We start from the raw sequence: 22,998 nt of genomic DNA, 5'->3' as shown, positions 1-22,998 counted from the left end.
AAAATTATTAATAATTATACACTATTATTAATATTTATTCAACCGTATTTTTAAAGATAGCTAGTTTAAGCCATCTTTTACATTTGTTTCAAATTAAAAAGCTCAAGTAAAAGACCGCACCCTTCTAGAGTTACAGAGGCAGGTTATCATGCTTTTTCCATATCCTGTCTACTTTCTTATTCCTGAGTAGCTCTAATGCCTTATGAAGGTGATGCCTCGTTTTACTTGGCACTATTATACCATCAATATACCCATGTGATGCGGCAAAAAATGGATTAGCAAATTTTTCTTTGTATTCTTTAATTAGTGTTTGTTGGTCTTTTTCATGTCGAAATATAATTTCAACTGCACCTTCAGGGCCCATCACAGCTATTTCAGCAGTTGGCCAAGCATAGTTTATATCACCTTTTAGATGTTTAGAGTTCATGACGATATATGCCCCACCATACGCTTTTCTAGTGATAAGGCTAATTTTTGGCACAGTTGCTTCAGCATAAGCGTAAAGTAGCTTTGCTCCATGCTGTATTATATTATTGTATTCTTGATTTGTGCCGGGCAAAAACCCTGGAACGTCAATGAGTGTGATGAGAGGGATATTAAATGCGTCACAGAACCTTACAAATCTTGCAGCTTTTCTTGAGGAATCAATATCCAAACATCCTGCAAGGTGCATAGGTTGATTTGCAACAATACCAATAGTATTTCCTTTAATTCTACCAAAACCAATTATAACGTTACGAGCAAAATCAGGTTTCAGTTCAAAAAACTTCCTTTCATCACACACCTTTTCAATAAGTTCACACATATCATAAGGAGTATTAGGATTGTGAGGAATCAGGGTATTTAAGGATTCATCAATTTCATCAATATTATCGCAGGTTGGCACAGATTTAGGAGATTCCTGATTGTTTGCTGGTAAAAAGGTAAAGAATTCACGCATTTTTAGCAGCATTTCAACATCATTATTAAATGCGAAATCTGCGACTCCTGTTTTGCTTGTATGCACTTTTGCCCCACCGAGGTCTTCATGGCTTACATCTTCGTAGGTGACCTTTTTTACTACATCTGGTCCAGTTATAAACATGTATGAACTGTTTTTCACCATAAAAGTAAAGTCAGTTAATGCTGGAGAATAAACTGCACCGCCAGCACATGGTCCCATGATTAAAGAAATTTGTGGTATAACGCCTGATGCATTGACATTTCTTTGAAAAATCTCTCCATAACCGGCAAGAGAATTTACTCCTTCTTGAATTCTGGCTCCACCTGAGTCATTTAGCCCGATAATTGGAGTCCTGGCATTGATTGCCATATCCATAATTTTGCATATTTTCTTTGCATGTGAAGCACCAAGCGATCCACCAAAGACAGTAAAATCCTGGGAATAAACAAAAACCTTTCTGCCGTAAATAGTGCCATGGCCAATTACAACTCCGTCACCTAGAAAGTTGGCATTTTGCATGCCAAAGTCAGTTGCATGATGTTTTACGAACTTATCGTATTCTTCAAATGAGTTTTCATCGAGCAATATACTAAGCCTTTCTCTAGCAGTTAATTTCCCTTTTTCATGTTGTTTATTGATCCTATTAAGACCACCTCCTTTTTCAGCTTCTAGAGCTTTAGTTTTTAGATTTTCTAGTATTTTAAAATCTTGCATATCAAAAAAAGTGATTTTCAGTCAACGAAGTATACATTACTTTTTAAAAGTGTAAAAAATTCTGTTCTTGACATAAATAGCTTCTTAAGTGATAAATATGATTTTTAGCTACAGGGAGGCTACAAATGATGAGTGAAAAGCTTAGGGTAGCATGTGTACTGGCATTTTTGCTTACCTTTTCGGTTGAATGCTTGTCTAATGAGGCTCAAATAAACAACCTAGAAAATTTTTACGTTAAGGCCAACTATTTTGGAGCATTATTCAATAATATAGGAAGTCTAGAAGGAAAAGAAGATGCAAAAAGTGATGTAACAGATGGAGTTTTTAGTATTAATAAGAAAGGGAGAATTGAAGCTGGGCATAACCCTAAATACGTTCCAGGATTTGCTGGTGGTGCTTCAATAGGATATTCGCTGGGTGATATGAGAGTTGAGCTTGAAGGTTTATATTCTCAAACTGACTTATACGATAAAGATTATTCAAATAAAAATCATGCGAGGTATGTTGAACTTCGTCGTAAGAAAGAGTATTCTGTTGGAGCAAAATGTGGCTCACCCTGGGTAAGTATTAAGTTTTTTAAGACCAAGGATGAGGCTAAAGTAGATACTGAAAAATGTGACAACATTAGTAAAAATCTAGCAGATTTTAGAGCTGCATTCAGAATGAAAAATGAAGGCTTTAATAATTTGGCTGGAATGGTGAATGTATATTACGACTTTAATAAAGAAGAAATGCAACTTGTGCCTTATGTTGGTGTTGGTGGAGGATTGACTAAGGTCAAGTTTTTAGGAAGAACAAGATATGCATTTGCTTATCAAGCAAAGCTTGGTGCTAATTACCAACTCACAGCGCAAGTGCAGGCATTTGCTGGTTTGCGCTATTTCGGTATTCTCGGTAACGAATTTAAAGACATTGTACCTGTAATCAAGATACTAAAAGGTGAGAAATATACCCCTAGTGGAGGAAACAAAGCTGGGGTTGATGAACCCGCGCGCATTGAATCCACTACTGCAACTATCACAAATAGATTTGGTATATACGGTTTAGACTTTGGATTGACCTATCATTTCTGATGTGGATAGATGCTTCTAAGTATTTCAAAAGTATCTGTTCAGCGGAGTGGCAAAATAAGGTAGACAAGGTAGTATAAAAAGATAATCACAGAGTAAAAGTGAATTTACAACAAAGGGTGTCATTCCAGCGCTTGACGCTGGAATCCAGCCTTTTTTGCAGTCTTATTGAAAACGTTGTGTTTTAGTATAAGATTAGCTGCCTTCTATGATTACCAAATAAGTTTAGCAAGCAAACTTTCCTGGATCCAAGTGTCTGCTACTTTGATGACACCACTTTTGCTTCAATATTCGCACATTAGCCACGTTCCTGAACAGATATTTTTAAAGGTATATTAGAATTATTATATCCAAGTGTATAAAAACCTTTACCATTCCAAAAACTATAGGAAAGTACTTTTGCTTCTCCCAATAAAAAAGTCTAAAGCATGTCCTTTTTAAGTAAAAGCTCTTAAGTTAATAACATTACCTCTTGTTGGCTATTTTACGATAAAAACCCAAGATACTATCTGGTTTTTATTATACTCAAGCTAACAATATGCATAGTTTAAAATTATAGACATGATGAACCTCCTATAAGAAAGATCCAGGAAAAATGCAGCGCGCATACGACAGAAATAAGCATGCATGTGCACCTACATGCACTGAAGAAGATACACTAAGCTTTTTAGTGAACTTCGTTATTTAATGGAAAAGCTTGCAAGCGAAGAGAGATTTTTGGATCCTAAAACACCTTCGCCACCAGTTATAGTAAAGCTATAAAGTATGTTAAGCAATTTTTTGTAAAAAATATTTTAAGCTTTCTTTCTACTTTTCTCAGTAAGATTAATCAGCTACGAAATTAGATATGTTGATTGTTGTAAAATCACATAATTGTTTCGTGGAACTGTGCCCTGTGATAATTACTATGCCATTTTGCTCAGAACGTATTGAGATTAGGTTCAGCACTAATTCACAGGTTGCACTATCAAGATTGCAAAATGGCTCATCTATCAGCCAAACATTCGCATTAGAGATTAAAAGGCGAGCAAGTGCAACTCTTCTTTTCCAACCTGCAGAAAGTTCGCCGTACCTAATATTAAGAACAGGTTGTAACTGTAAACAACAGACAGCGGCCATAATCAATTCTTTAGTATCTCGTATTCCTGCCCAGAGTTCTATGTTTTCAGCAACAGTTAGACTATTCTTGCAGGCATTTTTATGCCCTATATAAACCATAGAAGGTATATAAGACTTTGGGTCATCATATATGTCTTTTCCACAGTGCCTTATGTTGCCTGATACTGGTGGTAAGAGTCCAGATAAACTTCTAATTAGGCTGGTCTTACCACTACCATTTGGACCGGTGATTAAGATCTTCGATTTTGGCTTAGCTTGGAAACTGAGATTTTTAAATAATATTTTGTTATTACGGGTGCAGGATAAATTTTCACATTCAAGCATTTACTGGACCTCCAAAGAGGATTTGGAGCCTAGATACTTTGATGTATGAACATTGCAATTTGCAAGCAGCTTGTGTAACAGATAGTAAATGCTTAATACGTAAGCATTGTGATTTGAAAATTCTTTTCACTAAAAGGGTGTCATCCCAGTGCCACGCTACAATGTTGAACATTTTTTTTGCGTTTCCAAAGCCAGTTCTTGAAACCGAAACACTATGTGCATATCATCGTGGTCAATTTTAATACCTCTCATTAAGAATAGAATTATCTTTAGTTTAGTCTCAAAATTTGCTTGATCAAGCTCTGATTTAAACTCAGAGGCAAAGGCTTTTGCACCTTCATCACCAATACTGTTCCACCCTAAGTCAAGCTTAGTGAGATTTTTGAGATTGGATAAAGCCTTTGCACCTTCATCATCAATTTTGCTATGGTATATACAAAGTTCAGTCAGTCTTTTCAAACTGGCTAAAGCTTTTGCACCTTCACCGCCAACATTGCTACAATCTAGGTGCAGTTTAGTAAGATTTGTGAGACTGGCTAGGGCCTTTGCATCTTCATCGTTAATACCATTATTTCGCAGATAAAGTTCAGTAACATATGCGTTACTTTGTAGGAAGCCTACCAATTCGCTTATATTTATTGAGGTACTATTCAATACTAAAATTTTGCCTCCCTTTTCGACGTACTTGCTAAAGTTCATTCTTTCTAGATTAACACTGCTGCATGAGTATTTTATCCAGTATTTGATGATTGTCAATTTTGTTAAAAAATTATGAATAACTTACAGAAGATACAAAACTCTGTGTGATCGTGAGAGGTGAATTATTTATTTCTCCAAAAAGACACAAAAATTTTGCAAAAGAGCACCATTTATGTAAGAATCTCGTTCTGGCAAAAATTAGACGTATTATATATGGCTAAAGTTCAAGCTTGGAGCTTACTAATCTTATTGTTTTTAATGCTAAATAGTAATGTTGCGTATACTGATAAAATAGTTATATCTTCGTGTGATAAAGTACCTTTAGATTATAATGGTAAGGTTTTTAGAATTAAGACTGATTATCCAACCAAGATTAGTGATAAAGAAAGACCATGGGAACACATATCATTTATAGAGGAACCACAGAAATATGCTGATACAATTTTAAAATATATATATAATGGGAACACCATCTGTGACTTTGATTTGCATTGCAATAAAGTTGCTGATTGGTATCATGCCCCATGGATGCATTATGGGGTAAATGGTAGAGAATTTGTTAATGGTCTAACAAGGGAACGCTCCTTTAAGCCAGGTGAGCTACATAACAATCAAAAATCAATAATACAGAATTGGGCAATTTCTATTATTAATGAGCAAGGAGCCTATACATATGGGCAGGTATGGCAAGATATAGATAATCCTGATATTACCAAGGGTCAATTCTTAGACGGTACAGTAAGCGCAAAATTAGTATTCACAGAGGCAACACAGAATGATATTCCATCTCTTAAAAATAGCGTTACTTGGACTGCCTATATTAATCAATCTGATAAAGGAACTCAAAAAGTATTTAAGCAAATTAGATTGTTTCAAATTGATTTTTTAGTCAAAGATAAGCGATCAGAAGAAACAGGGTGGGTTGCAGGTACGTTTATTTATGATTCTACTATAAATAATAGAAATCCATGGTTAAATATGAAGTTAGTGGGTGTTGCCTGGGGTAATGATTCTAATTATTTTACGGCCGATTACATAATCGGGAAGAAGCTGCTAGAATGTTGGATAAATCCCGATGTAGTACAAGGTTCTTTAGGGTATTTAGGCAGACTTAATGGTCCAGTGGATAATAAACAATCCTCATGTTTATCATGCCATAGTACAGCACAATATCCTGAAAAATCTTCATCAGTGCCACCAAAGCAGGCGACAGAAAGAGAAATAAAATATTGGTTTAGAAACTTCAAGGGAAAATCGTTTGATGGTGAGGCATTTAATTTTGATTATTCCAAGCAATTAAGCCATGGCATTAGAAATTACCATAGTGCTAAAAAAGAAAATGATCCTATTGGATGTAATAACTTTAATCGTAAAGATATTACTCAAGCTTCAATTAACTAATAAGCTATGAATCTTATATTGACGACATATACTTTTGAGATAGCTGTATAAACTTCTTTCACTACTGCCTTTTAAATTACTAAATCTACATTTGCATACCTTGTTTTTTTGCTGCATGTTCTACACGTACATCACTTCCTAGGGACTTAGATATATCTTCTTCATCTATAGTTTGTATTGCTGCTTTTCTCAAATTTTTTAAGTCCTCATCACTTAAATACTCAGCAATATATAAATGAGCAGGACCTCCCTTACTCAAACCATCAAAGTGTTTAATGACTATTTCACCTATATTTAAAGCTTCTACTCTTTGTTTCGCTTTCTTGAATAAATAGTCTAGATCATTGGCATATATAGGAAATTTATTTCGATAGTTACTTCTTTCTAATACTTTGGTGAATTGTTCATTCCGCATATAGTATTCTAGCTTATCAATACTCTTGCTTACCAAAATACTATAAAACGTAATATTTCCACCAACCTTTTCTTCTTTCATTTTTTTTACTTCATCTAGACATTTATCCCAATATTCAGAAATTTCTCTATGTTCTGTTAGGTAATCTGGCTTTCGTACCTCAGAACCCTTTAGTTTAATTTCATGTGCTATTAGAAACTCTGCTACATCTAATTCATCAAATTGAGCAGCAAAATGTAGAGCAGTTTTACCATTGTTATTTGCTTGATCAATATTAACATCTCTCTGTTCTACAAGGTATTTAACTATATCTAAGTGACCATTTGAAGCAGCAACGTGTAAAGCGGTTTCGCCATCGTTATCTACTTGATTAATATCAACGTTTCTTTGCTCTACAAGGTATTTAACTGTATCTAAGTAGCCATTCAAAGCAGCCCAATGTAAAGCAGTGTAGCTATCGTTGTCTACTTGATTAACATCAACATTTTTTTGTTCTATTAGGTATTTAACTGTACCTAAATGGCCATACTGAGCAGCCCAATGTAAAGCAGTGTCGCCGTAGTTATCTATTTGATTAACATCAACATTTTTTTGTTCTACAAGATATTCAACTGTATCTAAGTAGCCATTTGAAGCAGCCCAATGTAAAGCGGTTAAGCCATCGTTGTCTACTTGATTAACATCAACATTTTTTTGTTCTACAAGATGTTTAACTATACCTAAGCGACCATTTTCAGCAGCAACGTGTAAGACAGTTAAGCCATCGTTATCTACTTGATTAACATCAACATTTTTTTGTTCTACAAGGCATTTAATTATATCTAAGTGGCCATTTAAAGCAGCTATGTGCAATAATGTATGTTCTAGACAAATTTGACCATCTCGTATGTTAAATAGATGGTTTACGTTGAAACCTCCCTGTTCCCACTCTTTGTATGTGTCAAAATATTGTTCTTTTAATTTCGCTTTTACCTGTTCAAGTACATCACCTGGGTTGTTGTTGAATTCTACTGCATTTAATATTTCTTCCCACTGTTCCAGCGTTAAAGCCATATCTTCCTCTTAAATATCAATAGAGTTTCATTATTACACTTCTTAGACACATGAGAGTCAAAATTTGTCTGTATGAATTTTTAGTTTATTATAGCTTAGTTAATACAAAAATACACGCTAATATTTGTTTTGATACGAAGGAGGGATATTGATTTTAGTTCTACTGAATATAGTAAACTACTGGGTGATTTCTTCCAGCAAAGGCTAATTGTTAAGTAGGGATCAAGCCACACCAGCAGTAACTTTACCAAATTGATAGAGCATTTAATTAACGTTTCTGTTTCTTACCTACCTATTAAGATTATTTCCAAAGCCACCTACTTCTACATTAGAAAAACAAGTTGACACTTTGTCTTCTCCAAGCACATTTTTACAGAAACATTTTTTACATTCTTTTAAAACATTATCCAATCCAACATTACCACTAAACTCAACTCCTCTCTTAAAGCTTTCTACTATTTCTGGATATGCATTTTTAAGTTCAGCACGTACTCTAGCGCGTTCCTTCAGACTAAGATTTTTTATTTTATCTTCTATAAATGAATCAAATTTCTTAAGAGCAAATCTAACTGCAACATCAACACTTGGTACAACCTCTACTTCTTTACTTATCAAATTCTGATAACGCTTGCTTGCTGTTTTATCTAAAGCATCAGCAATACAACCAGCAGCAGTAATATTTGCAGGGCTTAGAATGTGACTTAGAAAACTAATAGGTCTACTACTCTTTATCGCTTCGCCATGCTGTGATGTGTTAGGTAAACTTTGTGCTGTATAGCTCTCTCCAGGTAATGCAACTTTGGAACTAAACAATATCCCTAAGGAATCCTTTGCGCGACCAAATAAGCTATTTACCAGCGAAGATGGCTTACTTCCTCTACTTGTAGCTTCATTACCTTTTATCATGATATTATCATTTTTAACACTACGTTGACTACGAGTATCTGTTGACAAGATTTCCTCTTTCTCTTTTCTCATACTTTCCTCTAACAAGCTAACTATTTCTATATGATTTGCTTTTGCAAGATCTAAAGGTGTTTTACCTTCATTATCCTTTGCATTAACATCAGCTCCTTTTTCTATGAGAAGCCCAACTAACTTTAAATTCCCTTCTTGGGCAGCATAGTGAAGTGCTGTTCTATGGCGATTATCTTGTACCGTTGCAAGAAAACTAGCTACTTCTGTTTTACCATTCTTACATGCTAACTCAAAAGGTGTTTTATTATCATCATTTTTAGCGTTAATATCAGCACCCATATCTATAAGAAGCTTAGCTATATTTCCTGTATTGGAGACAGCAGCGGAATGTAAAGGTGTCCAACCAAACCTGTCTTTAGCATTAATACTAGCACCTTTATCGACAAGAAACTTTACAACTTCCAAGTTACTTAATGATGCGGCGTGATACAGTGATGTACGTCCTTCTTTATCAGTATCATCGCTCGCACCACTGCTTAAAAGAAACTCTATAATATCTGTATTGCCTGTAATTGCAGCAACATGTATAGGTTGTTTGCCAGAATCATCCTTAGTAAGAATATCAGCCCCTCTACTAAGACATTCTTTAACCCTATCAAGATTACCTTACTTTATAGCGTTGAACAATTTCCTATCAACTTCTCTCATAAACCCTCCTATGATACTAGTCTTTCTTTACGCTATAAAATTGTTATTAAATTATGTAAATTTCAGTATACGTAGCACAGATATTTTTGGCATGCAACAAATTTTTTTTCTGCACGAAATTACCATTACAACTATATGCGATTCTTTTAGAGGGTTTTAAAATAGAGCTCTAGCATAATCTAAAAAGAATAGTGTAGGTGATATAAAAAACATTAATATGAAGTTCTCGTAAATTCTTATACAACAAAGCAATTGACAGTTGCTGAAACGCTAACTACGTTATACCTATGTTAATTGGGGGGTAAAGTGAATTTTAATCAGTACGTAAAAGGTGACGCTTTAGAAGTATTATATGTAAAAATCAATGTAAACGAGCTGGTAAATTTTTTACAAAATAATACACACATTATAAGGCTTAGTTTAGAACGAGCAGGAATTGATGATGAAGGTGCAAAAAGATTAGCCGAGCTTACACATCTTACTTCGCTTAATTTAGTAGGTAATGAAATTGGTAACAAAGGTGCAGAGGCTTTAGCTAATGGAAATCTTTTAAACCTTACTGAGCTTTATTTATCACATAGTGGTATAGGTGACAAAGGTGTAGAAGCCTTAGCTAATGGTAACCTGGTACGTCTTGCCAAACTTGATTTACATGACGAAAATGCTGAGAAATATATCATTACTTCATTAGAAAAAAGATGTAATAGAGAAATGGAAGAGAGTTCGTCAAGCTCTGATAGCGATACGGAAAAGAGTTCATCAGGTTCTGACAGAGACGGTGATCAATCAGATTTAATTCGCAGATTAAATGAACAGCATAATATAGCAGAAGTGTATTTAAAACAAGGTAGGTACAGTAAGGCTCTGGAAACATTACAGGTAGTACTTGAAAAAAGAAGAGATGTTTTAGGTCCTAACCATCCTGACACTTTAATGACTCGTTATCATATGGCGTTAGTGCTAGACAAACAAGATAACTACAGTGAGGCACTTAATATCTATCAGGAGGTATTTGAAAAAAGAAGAGACGTTTTAGGCTCTAGCCATCCTGATACTTTATGGACTCGTTATAATATGGCGGGAGTACTTGATGATCAAGGTAAGTACAGCGAGGCTTTTAACATCCTACAGGAAGTATTTGACATTCAAAAAAGAAGAGATGTTTTAGGCCCTAGCCATCCTGATACTTTAATGACTCGTTATCATATGGCAGAAGTACTTTATGATCAAGGTAAATACAGTGAGGCTTTGAAAACCTTTCAGGAAGTATTTGAAAGCAGAATAGGTGTTTTAGGCCCTGATCATCCTGATATTTTAGCTACTCGAAATAATATGGCAGAGGTGCTTACAAGCCAAGGTAAATATAGCGAGGCTTTGAAAACCTTTCAGGAAGTATTTGAAAAGAGAAGAGATGTTTTAGGTCCTGAGCATCCTGGTACTTTAAGGACTCGTTATCATATGGCAGTAGTGCTTTACAAGCAAGGTAAATACAGTGAGTCTTTAAGAGCTTCTCGGGAAGTGCTAAATATTCAAAAGGACAAGTTAGGACCTGATCATCCTGATACTTTAGATACCAAAGCTCTCCTTAATTTACTAGAAGAAAGATGTAATAGAGGAATGGAAGAGAGTTCGTCAGGTTCTGATAGAGATAGTGATCAATCAGATTTAATTTGCAGATTAAATGAACAGCATAATATGGCAGAAGCGTATTTCAAACAAGGTAGGTACAGTAAGGCTCTGGAAACATTACAGGTAGTACTTGAAAAAAGAAGAGATATTTTAGGACCTCTGCATCGTCACACTTTAATGACTTATTGTCATATGGCGGTAGTGCTTAAAGAACAAGGTAAATATGGCGAGTCTTTAAGAGTTTTTCGGGAAGTACTAAATATCCAAAAAGACAAGTTAGGACCTGGGCATCGTGATACTTTAAATACCAAAGCTCTACTTAACTCACTAGAAAAAAAATGCAACAGAGAAAGAAAGGAAAGCCATCCAAGGAGCAGAGTTAATGAAGTACTACAGCCAATAAATTTTGATCAGGCACCGAGCCCTTCCTTGTATCACTAAAGTGTGTGTAGGACTTCTATAAATTCTTATGCTATATCAGATAAAGTGGACATACGGAATGGGTAATGCTAAAAAGTCAAATGATGATAATCAATTTTCCAATCCCCGTAACACAGCTTCAGGCTCACTCAGACAATTGGATCCAGAAGTTACCGCTCGCAGACCACTGAAGTATTTTGCTTATTCTTTGATCGGCGGAACAGAGAAGACCCAGCTTGAAGTATTAAACAAATTGAAAGAACTTGGTTTCTGTGTTAACGAGTATAAATTTTTAGCAAACAATACAGACGAAATGCTAGAGTTCTACAATCAAATCTATAGTAATCGTTATAATTTAGGCTACGATATCGATGGCATAGTTTATAAGGTTAATGATTTGAAATCGCACGATAAATTAGGCAATACCAACAAAGCACCAAGGGGTTCCATAGCACATAAATTTCCTGCAGAATATGGAAAAACCATTATAGAAGAGATATCGATACAGGTTGGTCGAACTGGCATATTAACACCCATCGCTCAATTAGTTCCAATAAATATCGGTGGCGTTCTCATCACTAGAGCAACTTTGCATAATAAGGATGAAATTAAGCGTAAAGACATAAGAGAAGGTGATTTAGTGGTAGTAGAGCGAGCTGGTGATGTAATTCCTAAAATTACCAGTGTTGATAAAAGTGCCCGTCCTAAAAATACACCAAAATTTGTTTTTCCTGACATCTGCCCCGAATGTAGCAGTATAGTTGATAGCTGGGGAGCTATAGTTAGATGTTCAGGTGGAGACATATGTCCAGCACAGCAAATAGGAAAGGTAAAACACTTTGTTTCTCAGTTGGGCATGACTGGTTTTGGTGATAAGCAAGTGGAGTTCCTTTGTGATCTGGGCTTGATAGACAACATAAATGACATTTTCACCCTCGAAGAAAAACTCAAAAGATTTAACTTACATGAGCTAAATGGATGGGGAGAGAAGTCTATATCTAATCTACTGGATTCGATCAATAGTAGAAGAACCATAACACTTGAAAAATTTATAGCCTCTTTGGGAATTAGACTTGTTGGACCGCATGTAGCAAAATTACTAGCAAAGCATTATCAATCTTATGAAAATTGGTATTCTGTAATGTCTACATTGCCCTACAATAGAAAAGTTTCTGGTCAATTAATGAGCATCATCGGCATAGGCGAAGAAACTATAGCTTCTTTGAAAGAGTTTTTCTCCGATGTGGATAATATTGTAATGGTAAGTGATCTTGCTTCTCAACTAACAATTCAGTCTGTGAGTGCTAATACCAATGATTCTCCCCTTAGTGGAAAAGTAATAGTGTTTACTGGCACCCTTTTGACCATGGAAAGGAATGAGGCACAAGAAATGGCTGAATCTTTAGGTATGAAAGTTAGCAGTAGTGTGTCCAAGAAAAATACGGATTTTGTGGTTGTAGGTAAAAATCCAGGATCTAAGTACCAAAAAGCTTTAGAGTTAGGTATTAAAATCTTAACTGAGGAGGAATTCTTGAAATTAACCTAAGGACACACTTTGTGCTCTATAGCTAACCAAGGAAAGATTTCCCCAAGATAATATGAAAATGCAATTATATTATTAAGCAATAGAAGTTACCTTTGTCCTTAGCGCCCGGGGAAACCTAATTTGGGTTAGCTATATATGAAATTTTTGCTATGATACCTTCAAACTACGTAAATTCCTTAGCAGATAAACTAGATGCTCGTGAGATCACATTGATAGAAACGTCTAATTCAAGTAGTTTTTTTGCAACTTTGATCTTTTCTGCTTTTTTAATCTTGTCGGTCTTCATATCTTTAGATAAGGATCTCAATACCTCATCTAACATATCTACTGATTTTTGATTCTTAATTTTCCTGTACTCACTTTGGAAATCCCATAGTTTACTACTATCTTTTCTTGTTTCAGGCAATAGAGCTCTAAGAACATGTCTTCAAACTAATAAACGTGATAATTTATGAAGCATAACAGTAATCATATGAAAGAAGAGATTATTGAGGTGAGAGGAGAATGCTCATAATCTTTGCTCATACGCCTAAAATTGGAGAGCCAGGCAAATGTTCTTTCAACAATCCAACGTTTAGGAATAACCTGAAACCCTATATCAACTATTTTCTTGGTAATTGTTAATACACATCCAGTTTCCAATAAACAGCGATTTTGTAACTTACCAGTGTACCCCTGATCAGCAAAAAACTTGCATAGAGTTGGAGCTTTGCATTTAGCTTGAGCAAAAAGATTTAAAGCACCATTACGATCTTGCATGCTTGCACTATGTACTTCAGCAGCAATTATAAGACCTACAGTATTTACAATAATATGGCGTTTTCTACCCTTTATTTTTTTGCCAGCATCGTATCCTCTTGATCCCCTTTTTGAGTAGTTTTTACTGATTGGCTATCAATTATACCTACTGATAGAGTTTCATTCTTACCAATCATCTCTCTTACTTTTTTCACTAGAAAGTCGTGAATTTTTTGCCATATTCCACTTTTTCTTAAACGTGAATTACAGCTATACACAGTTTTCCATAGAGGAAAATCTTTAGGTAATTGTCTCCATTGACATCCTGTTCTCATTACATAGCGGATTGTGTCAATAATTGTTCTAATATTATGTTTTCTTGGTCTGCCGGTCTTTTTAGGTTCACAATAAGGTTCTATTATCTTCCATTCTTTGTCACTTATATCGCTTGAGTACATTTTAAATATATCTTATACCATACTTCTTAAATGCTTCCTACATAATTTGAAGACATGTTCTTAAACTCCAAGATATTTTGTTCAACATTGTAACAGGATCCCAGCGTCAAGCGCTGAAATGACAGGATTGTAGATTCCAATGTCAAGCGCTGGAATGACACCACTTTTACTTCAATATGCCTCTGAATGGATACCCATTTTATAATGCTTGCCCTATGCTAAAACACCATACGTAGTACCTAGACAAACACAGGCACTGTAAAACGGCTGCTCTTGCCAGTTATATTCTAACTTGGCTGATCATAATGTGATACTACTACACTTTCTCTCTCACCAGAATGTAAGTGACAACTATTATCCCTTAACAGTTTCTCGTCATAAGTTTCAATATCAAAATATTCTTCATATTTATCTATATTATTACAAAGTGAAAGTGCTCTAACCTTGCTCATAATCAAACCTGTACCAGCAGGAATTAATCTTCCTACTATAACGTTTTCTTTTAACCCACTCAAAGAATCTTCTTTTCCACAGAATGCTGCTTCTGTCAGCACTTTTGTTGTCTCTTGGAAAGAAGCAGCAGAAATAAAGGAGTTGGTTTCAAGGCTCGCTCTTGTGATTCCCTGCAAAATAGAAAGATACTTAGCAGGTCGTTTGCCAGAATTATTCATAGCATCATTTTCTTTATCAACTTCCAACCTATCAATGTTTTCCCCTACCAAGTACATAGTATCACCAGGATCAGTAATTTCTACTTTTTGCAACATTTGTTTTAATATCACCTCTAAATGCTTGTTGTCTATACGCACCCCCTGCAACCTGTAAACTTGCTGTATTTCAGAAATCATGTAGTGTGCTAAAGCTTCTAGCCCAAGTACACGTAAAATATCATGAAGATCAGGGTCACCATCCATCAACAGATCACCCTTACGCACAAAATCACCCTCATTGACTATTACATGCTTGCTTCTTGGTACCAAGTATTCGACTGGAGAGACTTCTCCAGCAATAGGCTTAACTAATATGCTACGCTTTCCTCTCCTGTCTTTCTCAGAAAATGACACGTAACCATCAACTTCACTAACAATGGCATGTTCTCTAGGACGCCGCGCCTCAAACAACTCTATAACTCTTGGTAAACCACCAGTAATATCACGAGTTTTGACCGATTCCCTTGGTGTTCTTGTAATGATGTCACCTGCATGAACCTTCTGACCATCTTGTACATTGAGTACCGCACCAATTGGTATAAAATAACATGCCTCAACACCACTTGCGAGTGTCATCACTTCACCCTTATCATCAAGTAGCACTATCCGAGGACGTAAATTAGCTCCACCGGAGTGCAATTTCCAGTCTTTTACTACTTTGCTTGATATTCCTGTAGATTCGTCCATAACCTCAGCAATTGATACCCCATCTTTCAGATCTTGATAAGATACTGTACCTGTCTTCTCTGTAATGATAGGCAATGTATAAGGGTCCCATTCTGCAACTTTATCACCAATTTTTACTGACTGGCCTTCATCTACATAAAGCTTTGCACCATAAGGTATACTATGTCTCAATTTTTCACTACCAAGACTATCAATCAATACAACTTCACAAGAACGACTTATTACAATTTTATCCCCGTTTTTGTCTATAATTATATTACTGTTATTTAACTTTATTTTAGCATTAATAGAAGCTATAACATTCGAGGATTCAACGCCTCTAGTCATTACTCCGCCTATGTGGAAAGTACGCATCGTTAACTGAGTACCCGGTTCTCCAACAGATTGAGCAGCTACTACACCGACTGCTTCACCTATTGAAACAACTCTGCCGGTTGCAAGATCTCTTCCATAACATAGAGCACATACACCTGGACTTATTTCACAGGTTAACGGTGATCTAATCTTTACAGCGTCAAGGCCTGCGATATTAATTTGCTTTACCTTACTTTCATCAATTAATTCTCCAGCTTTTACTAATAGTACTTTTGTTACTGGATTATATATGTCATTTGCAGCTGTTCTGCCTAGCACAACACTCTCTAAAGATGCAACTATGGTACCTCCTTCAACTGTGGCTCTCACAACAAGACCATTTTTAGTGTTACAGTCATGTTTTGTGACTATGCAATTTTGAGACACATCAACTAAACGACGGGTTAAATATCCAGAATTTGCAGTTTTAAGCGCAATATCAGCAAGACCTTTACGTGCACCATGAGTAGAATTGAAGTACTCAAATACGTTTAATCCCTCACGGAAGTTAGAAATTATAGGCGTTTCTATAATCTCACCAGAAGGCTTAGTCATGAGCCCTCTCATTCCAGCTAGCTGTTTCATTTGTGAAGTGGAACCCCTTGCGCCAGAGTTAACCATCATATACACTGAATTATACTTACTATTTTTAGTATACACAGATATTGCTTTTAACATATCATTGGCTATCATATCCGTACACTTAGACCACTCATCTATAACTTTATTATATCTTTCACTCCTAGTGATCAGCCCATCTTGATACTGCATAGAGAACTTCTTGATTTCACCTCTTGCATGATCAACATGTGTAGCTTTAGTTTCAGGTATAACCAGATCACAACGGCTAAAAGAAGTACCAGAAAACGTGGCATACTCAAAGCCAAGTACCATTAGCTTATCACAAAATTCCACTGTAGCACTTTGCCCACAGTTACGATATACTAAATCAACTACATTGGTTACTTCCTTGACTGTTAATACCTGATTTACAAAATCAAAGCTCAGATTTTCATGTTTAGGAAAGATTTGCCACAACATTAAGCGGCCGGGAGTTGTACAGACAGTTTTATAGCGGGTTTCGCCATCATCACTATACTTCATCCTATACCTTATACTAGAATGAATATGTAAAGTGCCATCGCTCAAGGAATGTTCGACTTCACCAAAAGTACCTAAAAGTGGCAAATTATCTTCCTTATCAATCTGATCTTGTAAAGTCAGGTAATATATACCAAGTATTATATCCTTACTAGGAACTATGATTGGTCTGCCATTTGAGGGACTTAGAACGTTATTAGTTGACATCATCAACACCCTGGCTTCGAGCTGAGCTTCTAATGAAATCGGTACATGCACCGCCATTTGGTCACCATCAAAGTCAGCATTAAACGCTGTACAGACAAGTGGATGAAGTTGTATTGCTTTGCCTTCGATTAGGATTGGTTCAAAAGCCTGAATACCAAGCCTATGTAGAGTAGGTGCTCTATTTAGCAAAACAGGGTGCTCTTTTATTACCTCTTCCAACATATCCCAAACTTCTGGTTTCTCTGCTCTTATCAGCTTACTAGCAAATTTAATAGTTGGAGCCATACCATACATCTTAAGTTTTGAGTAAACAAAAGGCTTGAATAATTCAAGAGCCATTCTTTTCGGTAACCCACATTGATTTAACTTTAAAGTTGGGCCAACAACTATTACAGAACGGCCAGAGTAGTCTACCCTTTTTCCTAACAGATTTTGGCGAAAACGGCCTTGTTTACCTTTTAGCATATCGCTAATAGATTTTTTATATCCGACAGCACCAGTTTTATTTGCCAGAGCATTACGACGGCTATTATCAAAAAGAGAGTCAACTGCTTCTTGTAACATCCTTTTTTCATTACGAATCATAATTTCAGGAGGGTTTAAACTTAATAGTTTTCTCAACCTATTATTTCTATTGATAATAGTCCTATAATGATGATTCAAATCAGAAACCGCAGGACGGCCGCTTTCGAGAGACACTAAAGGACGCAAATCAGGTGGTAGAATAGGTATTGTTGTAAGTATCATCCATTCAGGTTTATTACCTGATTTAATGAAGTTTTCAATAATACGCAACCTCTTTATAATCTTTTTTCTTCTTATTTCGGAAGCAACAGATTCTAACTCCTGTCTTAGATTTTTTCTGATTTCATGTAAATCAAGACGTGTTAGTAATTCCCTTATAGCTTCAACACCTTGCATAGCAACAAAACTATCAGCCCCATAAGTATCTTTAGCTTCATTGTACGCTTTTTCACTAATAATCTCACCTTTTTCAAAAGAGGAAACAAGAGGATCTATTACAACATAATTATCACTATATAAAATATTCTCAATGTCTCTTAGAGACATATCTAGCAATGCTCCAATTCTTGAAGGAAGTGACTTCAAAAACCATATGTGAGCAACAGGAGATGCAAGCTCTATATGACCCATCCTCTCTCTTCTCACTTTAGAAGATGTGACTTCCACTCCACACTTTTCACATATACGACCTCTATGCCTTCTCTTTTTGTATTTTCCGCACAAACATTCATCGTCATTAACGGGACCAAAAACCTTAGGACAAAACAGTCCGCCTTTTTCAACTTTAAATGTTCGGTAGTTTGCAGTTGAAACATCTTTTATCTCACCATAAGACATAGACTTAATGCTCTCAGGGCTAGCAACCGATATACTAATCTTATCGAAAGATTGTGCAATATTAGTATGAGATATGTCTTCAATAACTACATCATTTTGCTTTAAAGCTACATTTAAACATAGAGAACGCAGTTCTTTTATCATTACATTAAAAGACTCAGGGGTCCCACACTCAAAATTACTGTCACCTTTTATTATTGACTCATAAATCTTAATCCTACCATTAATATCGTCAGACTTCACAGTTAACATTTCTTGTAAGGTATAAGCAGCACCATAGGCTTGCAATGCCCAGCATTCCATTTCACCAAAACGTTGACCACCAAAATGGGATTTTCCTCCAAGAGGCTGCTGAGTAACCAAACTATAAGGCCCTACTGAACGTGCGTGAATTTTATCATCAACTAGGTGATGCAACTTAAGCATGTACATATAACCAACCGTAACCTTACGGTCAAATTTTTCACCAGTACAACCATCATACAATACGGTTTGTCCAGAATTATCCAAATCAGCGAGCTCGAATAATTTTGTTATTTTTTCATCTTTTGGACCTTCAAATACAGGTGCAGCCACAGGAACACCATCACGTAGCTTATTTGCAAACTCAATCAAATTACTATAATCAATTTCACGGATGTTATTGCAAATGGATACGTTACTACCACAACTATAAACTTCAATAAGGAAGCTACGTAAATTATTATATGCACTTTTACAAGAGTTTAAATAATTTCCCACTAACACATTTAGCTCAGCATTTAGTGCTTTCTGATTAGATATATTAAAAATAGAAGCCACTATCTCATCATCACTAACTTCTTCAGCTTTTCTATTATCAAGATATACTGCTGCGAATTTTGCAAAGTTGTCACAGTCCAGAGATCTAATTTCCTTACAGAAAGTACTTTTAATTTTATTGATTTCATCAAGAATGCTACCCACTTTTTCTCCTAGCTTTTTGCAAGCCCAACCTACGTGAGTTTCTAGTATTTGTCCTACATTCATCCTTGACGGAACACCAAGAGGATTAAGGATTATGTCAACAGGAGTACCATCTTCCAAATAAGGCATATCTTCCACTGGCACAACCCGGGAAATAACTCCTTTGTTTCCATGTCTACCAGCCATCTTATCCCCCGGCTGCAGACTATGCTTTACGGCAATGAAAACTTTTACTGACATTGACACACCTTGAGGTAGATCATAACCTTCATCTAGTTTTTCTACTTTTTGCTTAAATTGTGTTACTGTGTTTGATATTTTTTCATCAAAATCTTTTTTTAGACTCCTAACTTGCTCAGAGATAGAGCGGTCTTTTAATCCCATGCCCCACCATTGCTCACGCTCAACAGCATCAAATTTGGTCTGGCCTTGAGAGCAAGAATGAACAAGAAGCTTTTTTAGTTCATCATAAAAATACTCACTAGTAACATTGATTATATAATCTCGCTCTTTTTCTAAATCCTCCATTTCTTTCTGCTTAATAAGCAATGCCCTCTCGCTTTCCTCAACCCCTCTACGCGTAAAGACCCGTACATCAACCACTGTTCCTTCAACATCCGGTGGTGTATACAAAGAAGAATCTGCACAATCAAATGACTTTTCACCAAAAATTGTCATCAACAATTTTGTTTCAGGAGGTAAGGAAAGAGAAGGTTTAGGTGTAACTTTACCTACAAGAATATACCCTGGACCTACTCTTGTACCAATTTTTACTATACCACTATCATCCAAATGATATAAATTTTCTTCATTAACACTAGGTATAGCACGAGTTATTTTTTCTGATCCTAAGGGAGTATCATGTACAACACACTCAAATTCTTCTATATGTATAGAAGTAAATAGATCTCTTTCAACAACTTTACTGGAAATAATAATAGAGTCTTCAAAATTATAACCCTGCCAAGACATAAAAGCGACCAACAAATTTTTACCAAGTGCTAGTTCACCACTATTGATAGCAGGACCATCAGCTATTACATCACCCTCTTTAACATAGTCACCTACGCGTACTAATGGTCTTTGGTTAATGCAAGTATTATGGTTGGAACGTTGAAATTTTTTTAAATGATAAATGTCTACACCCAGGTAGTTAACCCTTTTTTCATCAAAAGTACGTATAACTATAGAATTACTATCAGAACTATCAACTATGCCATCGCGTTTTGCTAAAACTACAGCACCAGAACCAGAAGCCACAAAAGACTCCATGCCAGTGGCAACCAAAGGAGCAGTAGGTTTCAATAAAGGTACAGCCTGACGTTGCATGTTTGAACCCATTAACGCTCTATTAGCATCATCATTTTCCAAAAATGGAATTAAGGAGGCTGCAACTGATATTACCTGTTTAGGAGATACGTCAATGTAACTTACTTGATCACTGCTTACCATGACAAAACTACCAGCATATCTACAATATAGCATGTCATCGACAAAACGATTATTTTCATCAAGCTTGACGCTGGTATCAGCTATATAATATGAACCCTCATCGATTGCAGATAGGTACTCAATTTGATCAGTCACGACCCTGTTAACTACTTTTCTATAAGGACTTTCGATAAAACCATATTTATTAACACGTGCATATATAGCTAAACTGTTGATTAGCCCTATATTTTGCCCTTCAGGAGTTTCAATTGGGCAAATTCGCCCATAATGAGTTGGATGAACATCACGCACTTCAAACCCTGCACGATCCCTTGTTAAACCTCCAGGACCCAGGGCTGATAGCCTTCTTTTGTGTGTTATCTCAGATAATGGATTAGTCTGATCCATAAACTGGGATAACTGAGAAGAATTAAAAAAATCTCTCAAAACATTAGTTAACACTTTTGGATTAACAAAATCAGATGGAGAAACTTTGTCTAAACTAGAAGTAGACATGGAATCAATTATTACACGCTCCAATTTTACTAACCCAGCTCTAAACTGATTTTCTATAAACTCCCCAACTGATCTCACCCTTCTATTTCCTAAGTGATCAATGTCATCTACAGACCCTTGACCGTCACGTAACAGTACTATTTTTCTTATAATTTCAATAATATCTTCATGTGTTAAAACAGTTAAACCCTCATCGTAGTTTAACCCAAGGTATGAATTAAGCTTCAATCTACCAATATTAGATAAGTCATAATACTCGGAGTTAAAGAAAAGATTATGAAAAAACTCCTCTACTATCTCTAAAACAGGAACTTCACCAGGACGCAAGACTCTATATATTTCATATAGTGCATCCTGGTAAGACATGTTTTCATCTAAAAAAAGTGTATTTAATATATAAGGCCCAACAGATAGGTTATCGATATTTAATGCTGATATCTCATCTATAGATAATAACTCAAGCTTTTTTACGTCTTCCACCTTTATAGGCTCACCAGCAGACAAAATTTTCGTAGAACTAACACTATCTATTAAATCTTCTGCAAGAAATAAACCACATATAGAATCAAAAGGTACTAGATACTCTTTTAAGCCATCTTCGTATAGCTTTTTAGCTAACCTTGAGGTAATACGCACATTAGCCTTAAGTAACACATTGCCTTCAACATCCGTTAAATCAAAAGGTAACCTGACTCCCTTAAACCTGTCAGGCATGAAAGGTACTTTCCAACTATTTCTATATTTTACATACTTTATCTTTTCATAAAACTTATCAAGTATATCATTGTTTGACAGGCCTAATGCCTTTAACAAAACTGAGATTGGTAGTTTCCTTTTTCTGTCAATACGAAAATACAAGAGGTCTCTAACATCAAACTCAATATCAAGCCAAGATCCTCTATAAGGAATAACTCTAGCAGAATAAATTAGTTTACCAGAGTTGTAAGTTTTTCCCTTATCGCTGTCGAAAAACACACCAGGAGATCTATGCATTTGTGAAACGATAACTTTTTCCACACCATTAATTATAAAAGTACCTTTATCAGTCATCATCGGCAATTCACAAAAGTGGACTTCCTGTTCCTCTATGAATTTTATAACAGTTGTAAGCTTAGAATGATCTCCACTCTCTTTGATCAATTTATATTCATCGAGAGAAATACCGTCCTGCATAACAACAAGACGTATAAAAGCAACAACTCGAGCAGAAAAAGTTATACCACGTTTTATGCATTCAGACTCATCATATTTAGGATTGTCTATTCTACAGCTTATAAACTCAATAATGGCTCTATGCAGAGGATCATCTACTGGAAAGACCGAATGGAAAATAGCTTCAAGTCTTTCATTACCATGACCTCCAGGAATAAATGACTTATATGACTCTTTTTGAACCTTGACTAGATCTAATAAAGAATCTTTTAAATCAATCGACCTAGAATAAGAAACCCTAGGAAGAAAAGTACTAGAAACGTGCATACAAGAAGAACCAACCATCAAAATACCCCAAACTAACTAAAAGTGCTACAT

13 protein-coding genes and 1 pseudogene are annotated in these 22,998 nt (G+C 35.6%); 4 read left to right on the top strand and 10 right to left on the bottom strand.

Annotation, left to right across the window (positions count from 1 at the left end; translation table 11 throughout):
• Nucleotides 1-130: 130 nt before the first annotated feature.
• Nucleotides 131-1,657, bottom strand: a complete 1,527-nt coding sequence (locus tag HF196_RS02755) for an acyl-CoA carboxylase subunit beta (RefSeq protein WP_168455710.1) — start codon at nt 1,655-1,657, stop codon at nt 131-133.
• Between the two features lie 125 nt (nt 1,658-1,782).
• Here HF196_RS02755 and HF196_RS02750 point away from each other — a divergent pair, with 125 nt between their 5' ends.
• A complete protein-coding gene (locus tag HF196_RS02750) occupies nt 1,783-2,730 on the top strand; it encodes a P44/Msp2 family outer membrane protein (protein ID WP_174855509.1) in 948 nt (315 codons plus the stop codon).
• Between the two features lie 822 nt (nt 2,731-3,552).
• Here the strand turns inward: HF196_RS02750 and ccmA are convergent.
• Together ccmA and HF196_RS02740 are read right to left on the bottom strand one after the other, a co-directional pair.
• Nucleotides 3,553-4,170 (bottom strand): heme ABC exporter ATP-binding protein CcmA, encoded by a 618-nt coding sequence (gene ccmA, locus HF196_RS02745; RefSeq protein WP_168455709.1) that lies wholly within the window; start codon nt 4,168-4,170, stop codon nt 3,553-3,555.
• 156 nt (nt 4,171-4,326) lie between these two features.
• Nucleotides 4,327-4,869 (bottom strand): leucine-rich repeat domain-containing protein, encoded by a 543-nt coding sequence (locus HF196_RS02740; protein ID WP_168455708.1) that lies wholly within the window; start codon nt 4,867-4,869, stop codon nt 4,327-4,329.
• Between the two features lie 213 nt (nt 4,870-5,082).
• On the opposite strand from HF196_RS02740, the gene HF196_RS02735 reads away from it, so the two are divergent.
• Nucleotides 5,083-6,270 carry a hypothetical protein gene (locus tag HF196_RS02735; RefSeq protein ID WP_168455707.1) on the top strand — a complete coding sequence of 396 codons (1,188 nt, stop codon included), beginning with the start codon at nt 5,083-5,085 and terminating at the stop codon, nt 6,268-6,270.
• An 85-nt stretch (nt 6,271-6,355) separates the two neighbouring features.
• Here HF196_RS02735 and HF196_RS02730 read toward each other — a convergent pair whose 3' ends face one another.
• Both HF196_RS02730 and HF196_RS05880 read right to left on the bottom strand, forming a co-directional pair.
• Nucleotides 6,356-7,738: an ankyrin repeat domain-containing protein gene (locus HF196_RS02730; RefSeq protein ID WP_168455706.1), complete on the bottom strand. Its 1,383-nt coding sequence runs from the start codon at nt 7,736-7,738 to the stop codon at nt 6,356-6,358.
• A gap of 288 nt (nt 7,739-8,026) precedes the next feature.
• Nucleotides 8,027-9,310 (bottom strand): annotated as a pseudogene (locus tag HF196_RS05880) (ankyrin repeat domain-containing protein); the annotation flags it as partial.
• Between the two features lie 360 nt (nt 9,311-9,670).
• Between HF196_RS05880 and HF196_RS02720 the strand changes: the two are divergent.
• Nucleotides 9,671-11,434 carry a tetratricopeptide repeat protein gene (locus tag HF196_RS02720; protein WP_168455705.1) on the top strand — a complete coding sequence of 588 codons (1,764 nt, stop codon included), beginning with the start codon at nt 9,671-9,673 and terminating at the stop codon, nt 11,432-11,434.
• A gap of 28 nt (nt 11,435-11,462) precedes the next feature.
• Entirely contained in the window at nt 11,463-12,959 is a 1,497-nt protein-coding gene (ligA, locus tag HF196_RS02715; protein ID WP_168455704.1) for an NAD-dependent DNA ligase LigA, read from the top strand.
• A gap of 163 nt (nt 12,960-13,122) precedes the next feature.
• Here the strand turns inward: ligA and HF196_RS02710 are convergent, their stop codons facing one another.
• From HF196_RS02710 to HF196_RS02695, 5 genes are all read right to left on the bottom strand, one after another.
• Nucleotides 13,123-13,365: a hypothetical protein gene (locus HF196_RS02710; RefSeq protein ID WP_168455703.1), complete on the bottom strand. Its 243-nt coding sequence runs from the start codon at nt 13,363-13,365 to the stop codon at nt 13,123-13,125.
• Between the two features lie 62 nt (nt 13,366-13,427).
• Nucleotides 13,428-13,769: a transposase gene (locus HF196_RS02705; protein WP_246198621.1), complete on the bottom strand. Its 342-nt coding sequence runs from the start codon at nt 13,767-13,769 to the stop codon at nt 13,428-13,430.
• 20 nt (nt 13,770-13,789) lie between these two features.
• Nucleotides 13,790-14,155, bottom strand: a complete 366-nt coding sequence (locus tag HF196_RS02700; RefSeq protein WP_168455702.1) for a transposase — start codon at nt 14,153-14,155, stop codon at nt 13,790-13,792.
• A 26-nt stretch (nt 14,156-14,181) separates the two neighbouring features.
• Nucleotides 14,182-14,316, bottom strand: coding sequence for a hypothetical protein (locus HF196_RS06000; RefSeq protein WP_256359384.1), 135 nt, complete (start codon nt 14,314-14,316; stop codon nt 14,182-14,184).
• 126 nt (nt 14,317-14,442) lie between these two features.
• The gene (locus HF196_RS02695) at nt 14,443-22,965 is read right to left on the bottom strand and encodes a DNA-directed RNA polymerase subunit beta/beta' (RefSeq protein WP_168455701.1); all 8,523 of its coding nucleotides are present in this window, start codon (nt 22,963-22,965) and stop codon (nt 14,443-14,445) included.
• Nucleotides 22,966-22,998 lie beyond the last annotated feature (33 nt).

The sequence above is a fragment of the Wolbachia endosymbiont of Ctenocephalides felis wCfeJ genome (assembly GCF_012277315.1).
GTDB lineage: Bacteria > Pseudomonadota > Alphaproteobacteria > Rickettsiales > Anaplasmataceae > Wolbachia.
The sequence above is the reverse complement of the archived record's forward strand: the minus strand, read 5'-3'. Positions and strand labels throughout refer to the sequence as shown.

Coding starts and splice junctions, on each gene's coding strand:
- HF196_RS02755 (WP_168455710.1), bottom strand. CDS start 1,657: ATGCAAGATTTTAAAATACTAGAAAATCTAAAAACTAAAGCTCTAGAA.
- HF196_RS02750 (WP_174855509.1), top strand. CDS start 1,783: ATGATGAGTGAAAAGCTTAGGGTAGCATGTGTACTGGCATTTTTGCTT.
- ccmA (WP_168455709.1), bottom strand. CDS start 4,170: ATGCTTGAATGTGAAAATTTATCCTGCACCCGTAATAACAAAATATTA.
- HF196_RS02740 (WP_168455708.1), bottom strand. CDS start 4,869: ATGAACTTTAGCAAGTACGTCGAAAAGGGAGGCAAAATTTTAGTATTG.
- HF196_RS02735 (WP_168455707.1), top strand. CDS start 5,083: ATGGCTAAAGTTCAAGCTTGGAGCTTACTAATCTTATTGTTTTTAATG.
- HF196_RS02730 (WP_168455706.1), bottom strand. CDS start 7,738: ATGGCTTTAACGCTGGAACAGTGGGAAGAAATATTAAATGCAGTAGAA.
- ligA (WP_168455704.1), top strand. CDS start 11,463: ATGCTATATCAGATAAAGTGGACATACGGAATGGGTAATGCTAAAAAG.
- HF196_RS02700 (WP_168455702.1), bottom strand. CDS start 14,155: ATGTACTCAAGCGATATAAGTGACAAAGAATGGAAGATAATAGAACCT.
- HF196_RS02695 (WP_168455701.1), bottom strand. CDS start 22,965: ATGGTTGGTTCTTCTTGTATGCACGTTTCTAGTACTTTTCTTCCTAGG.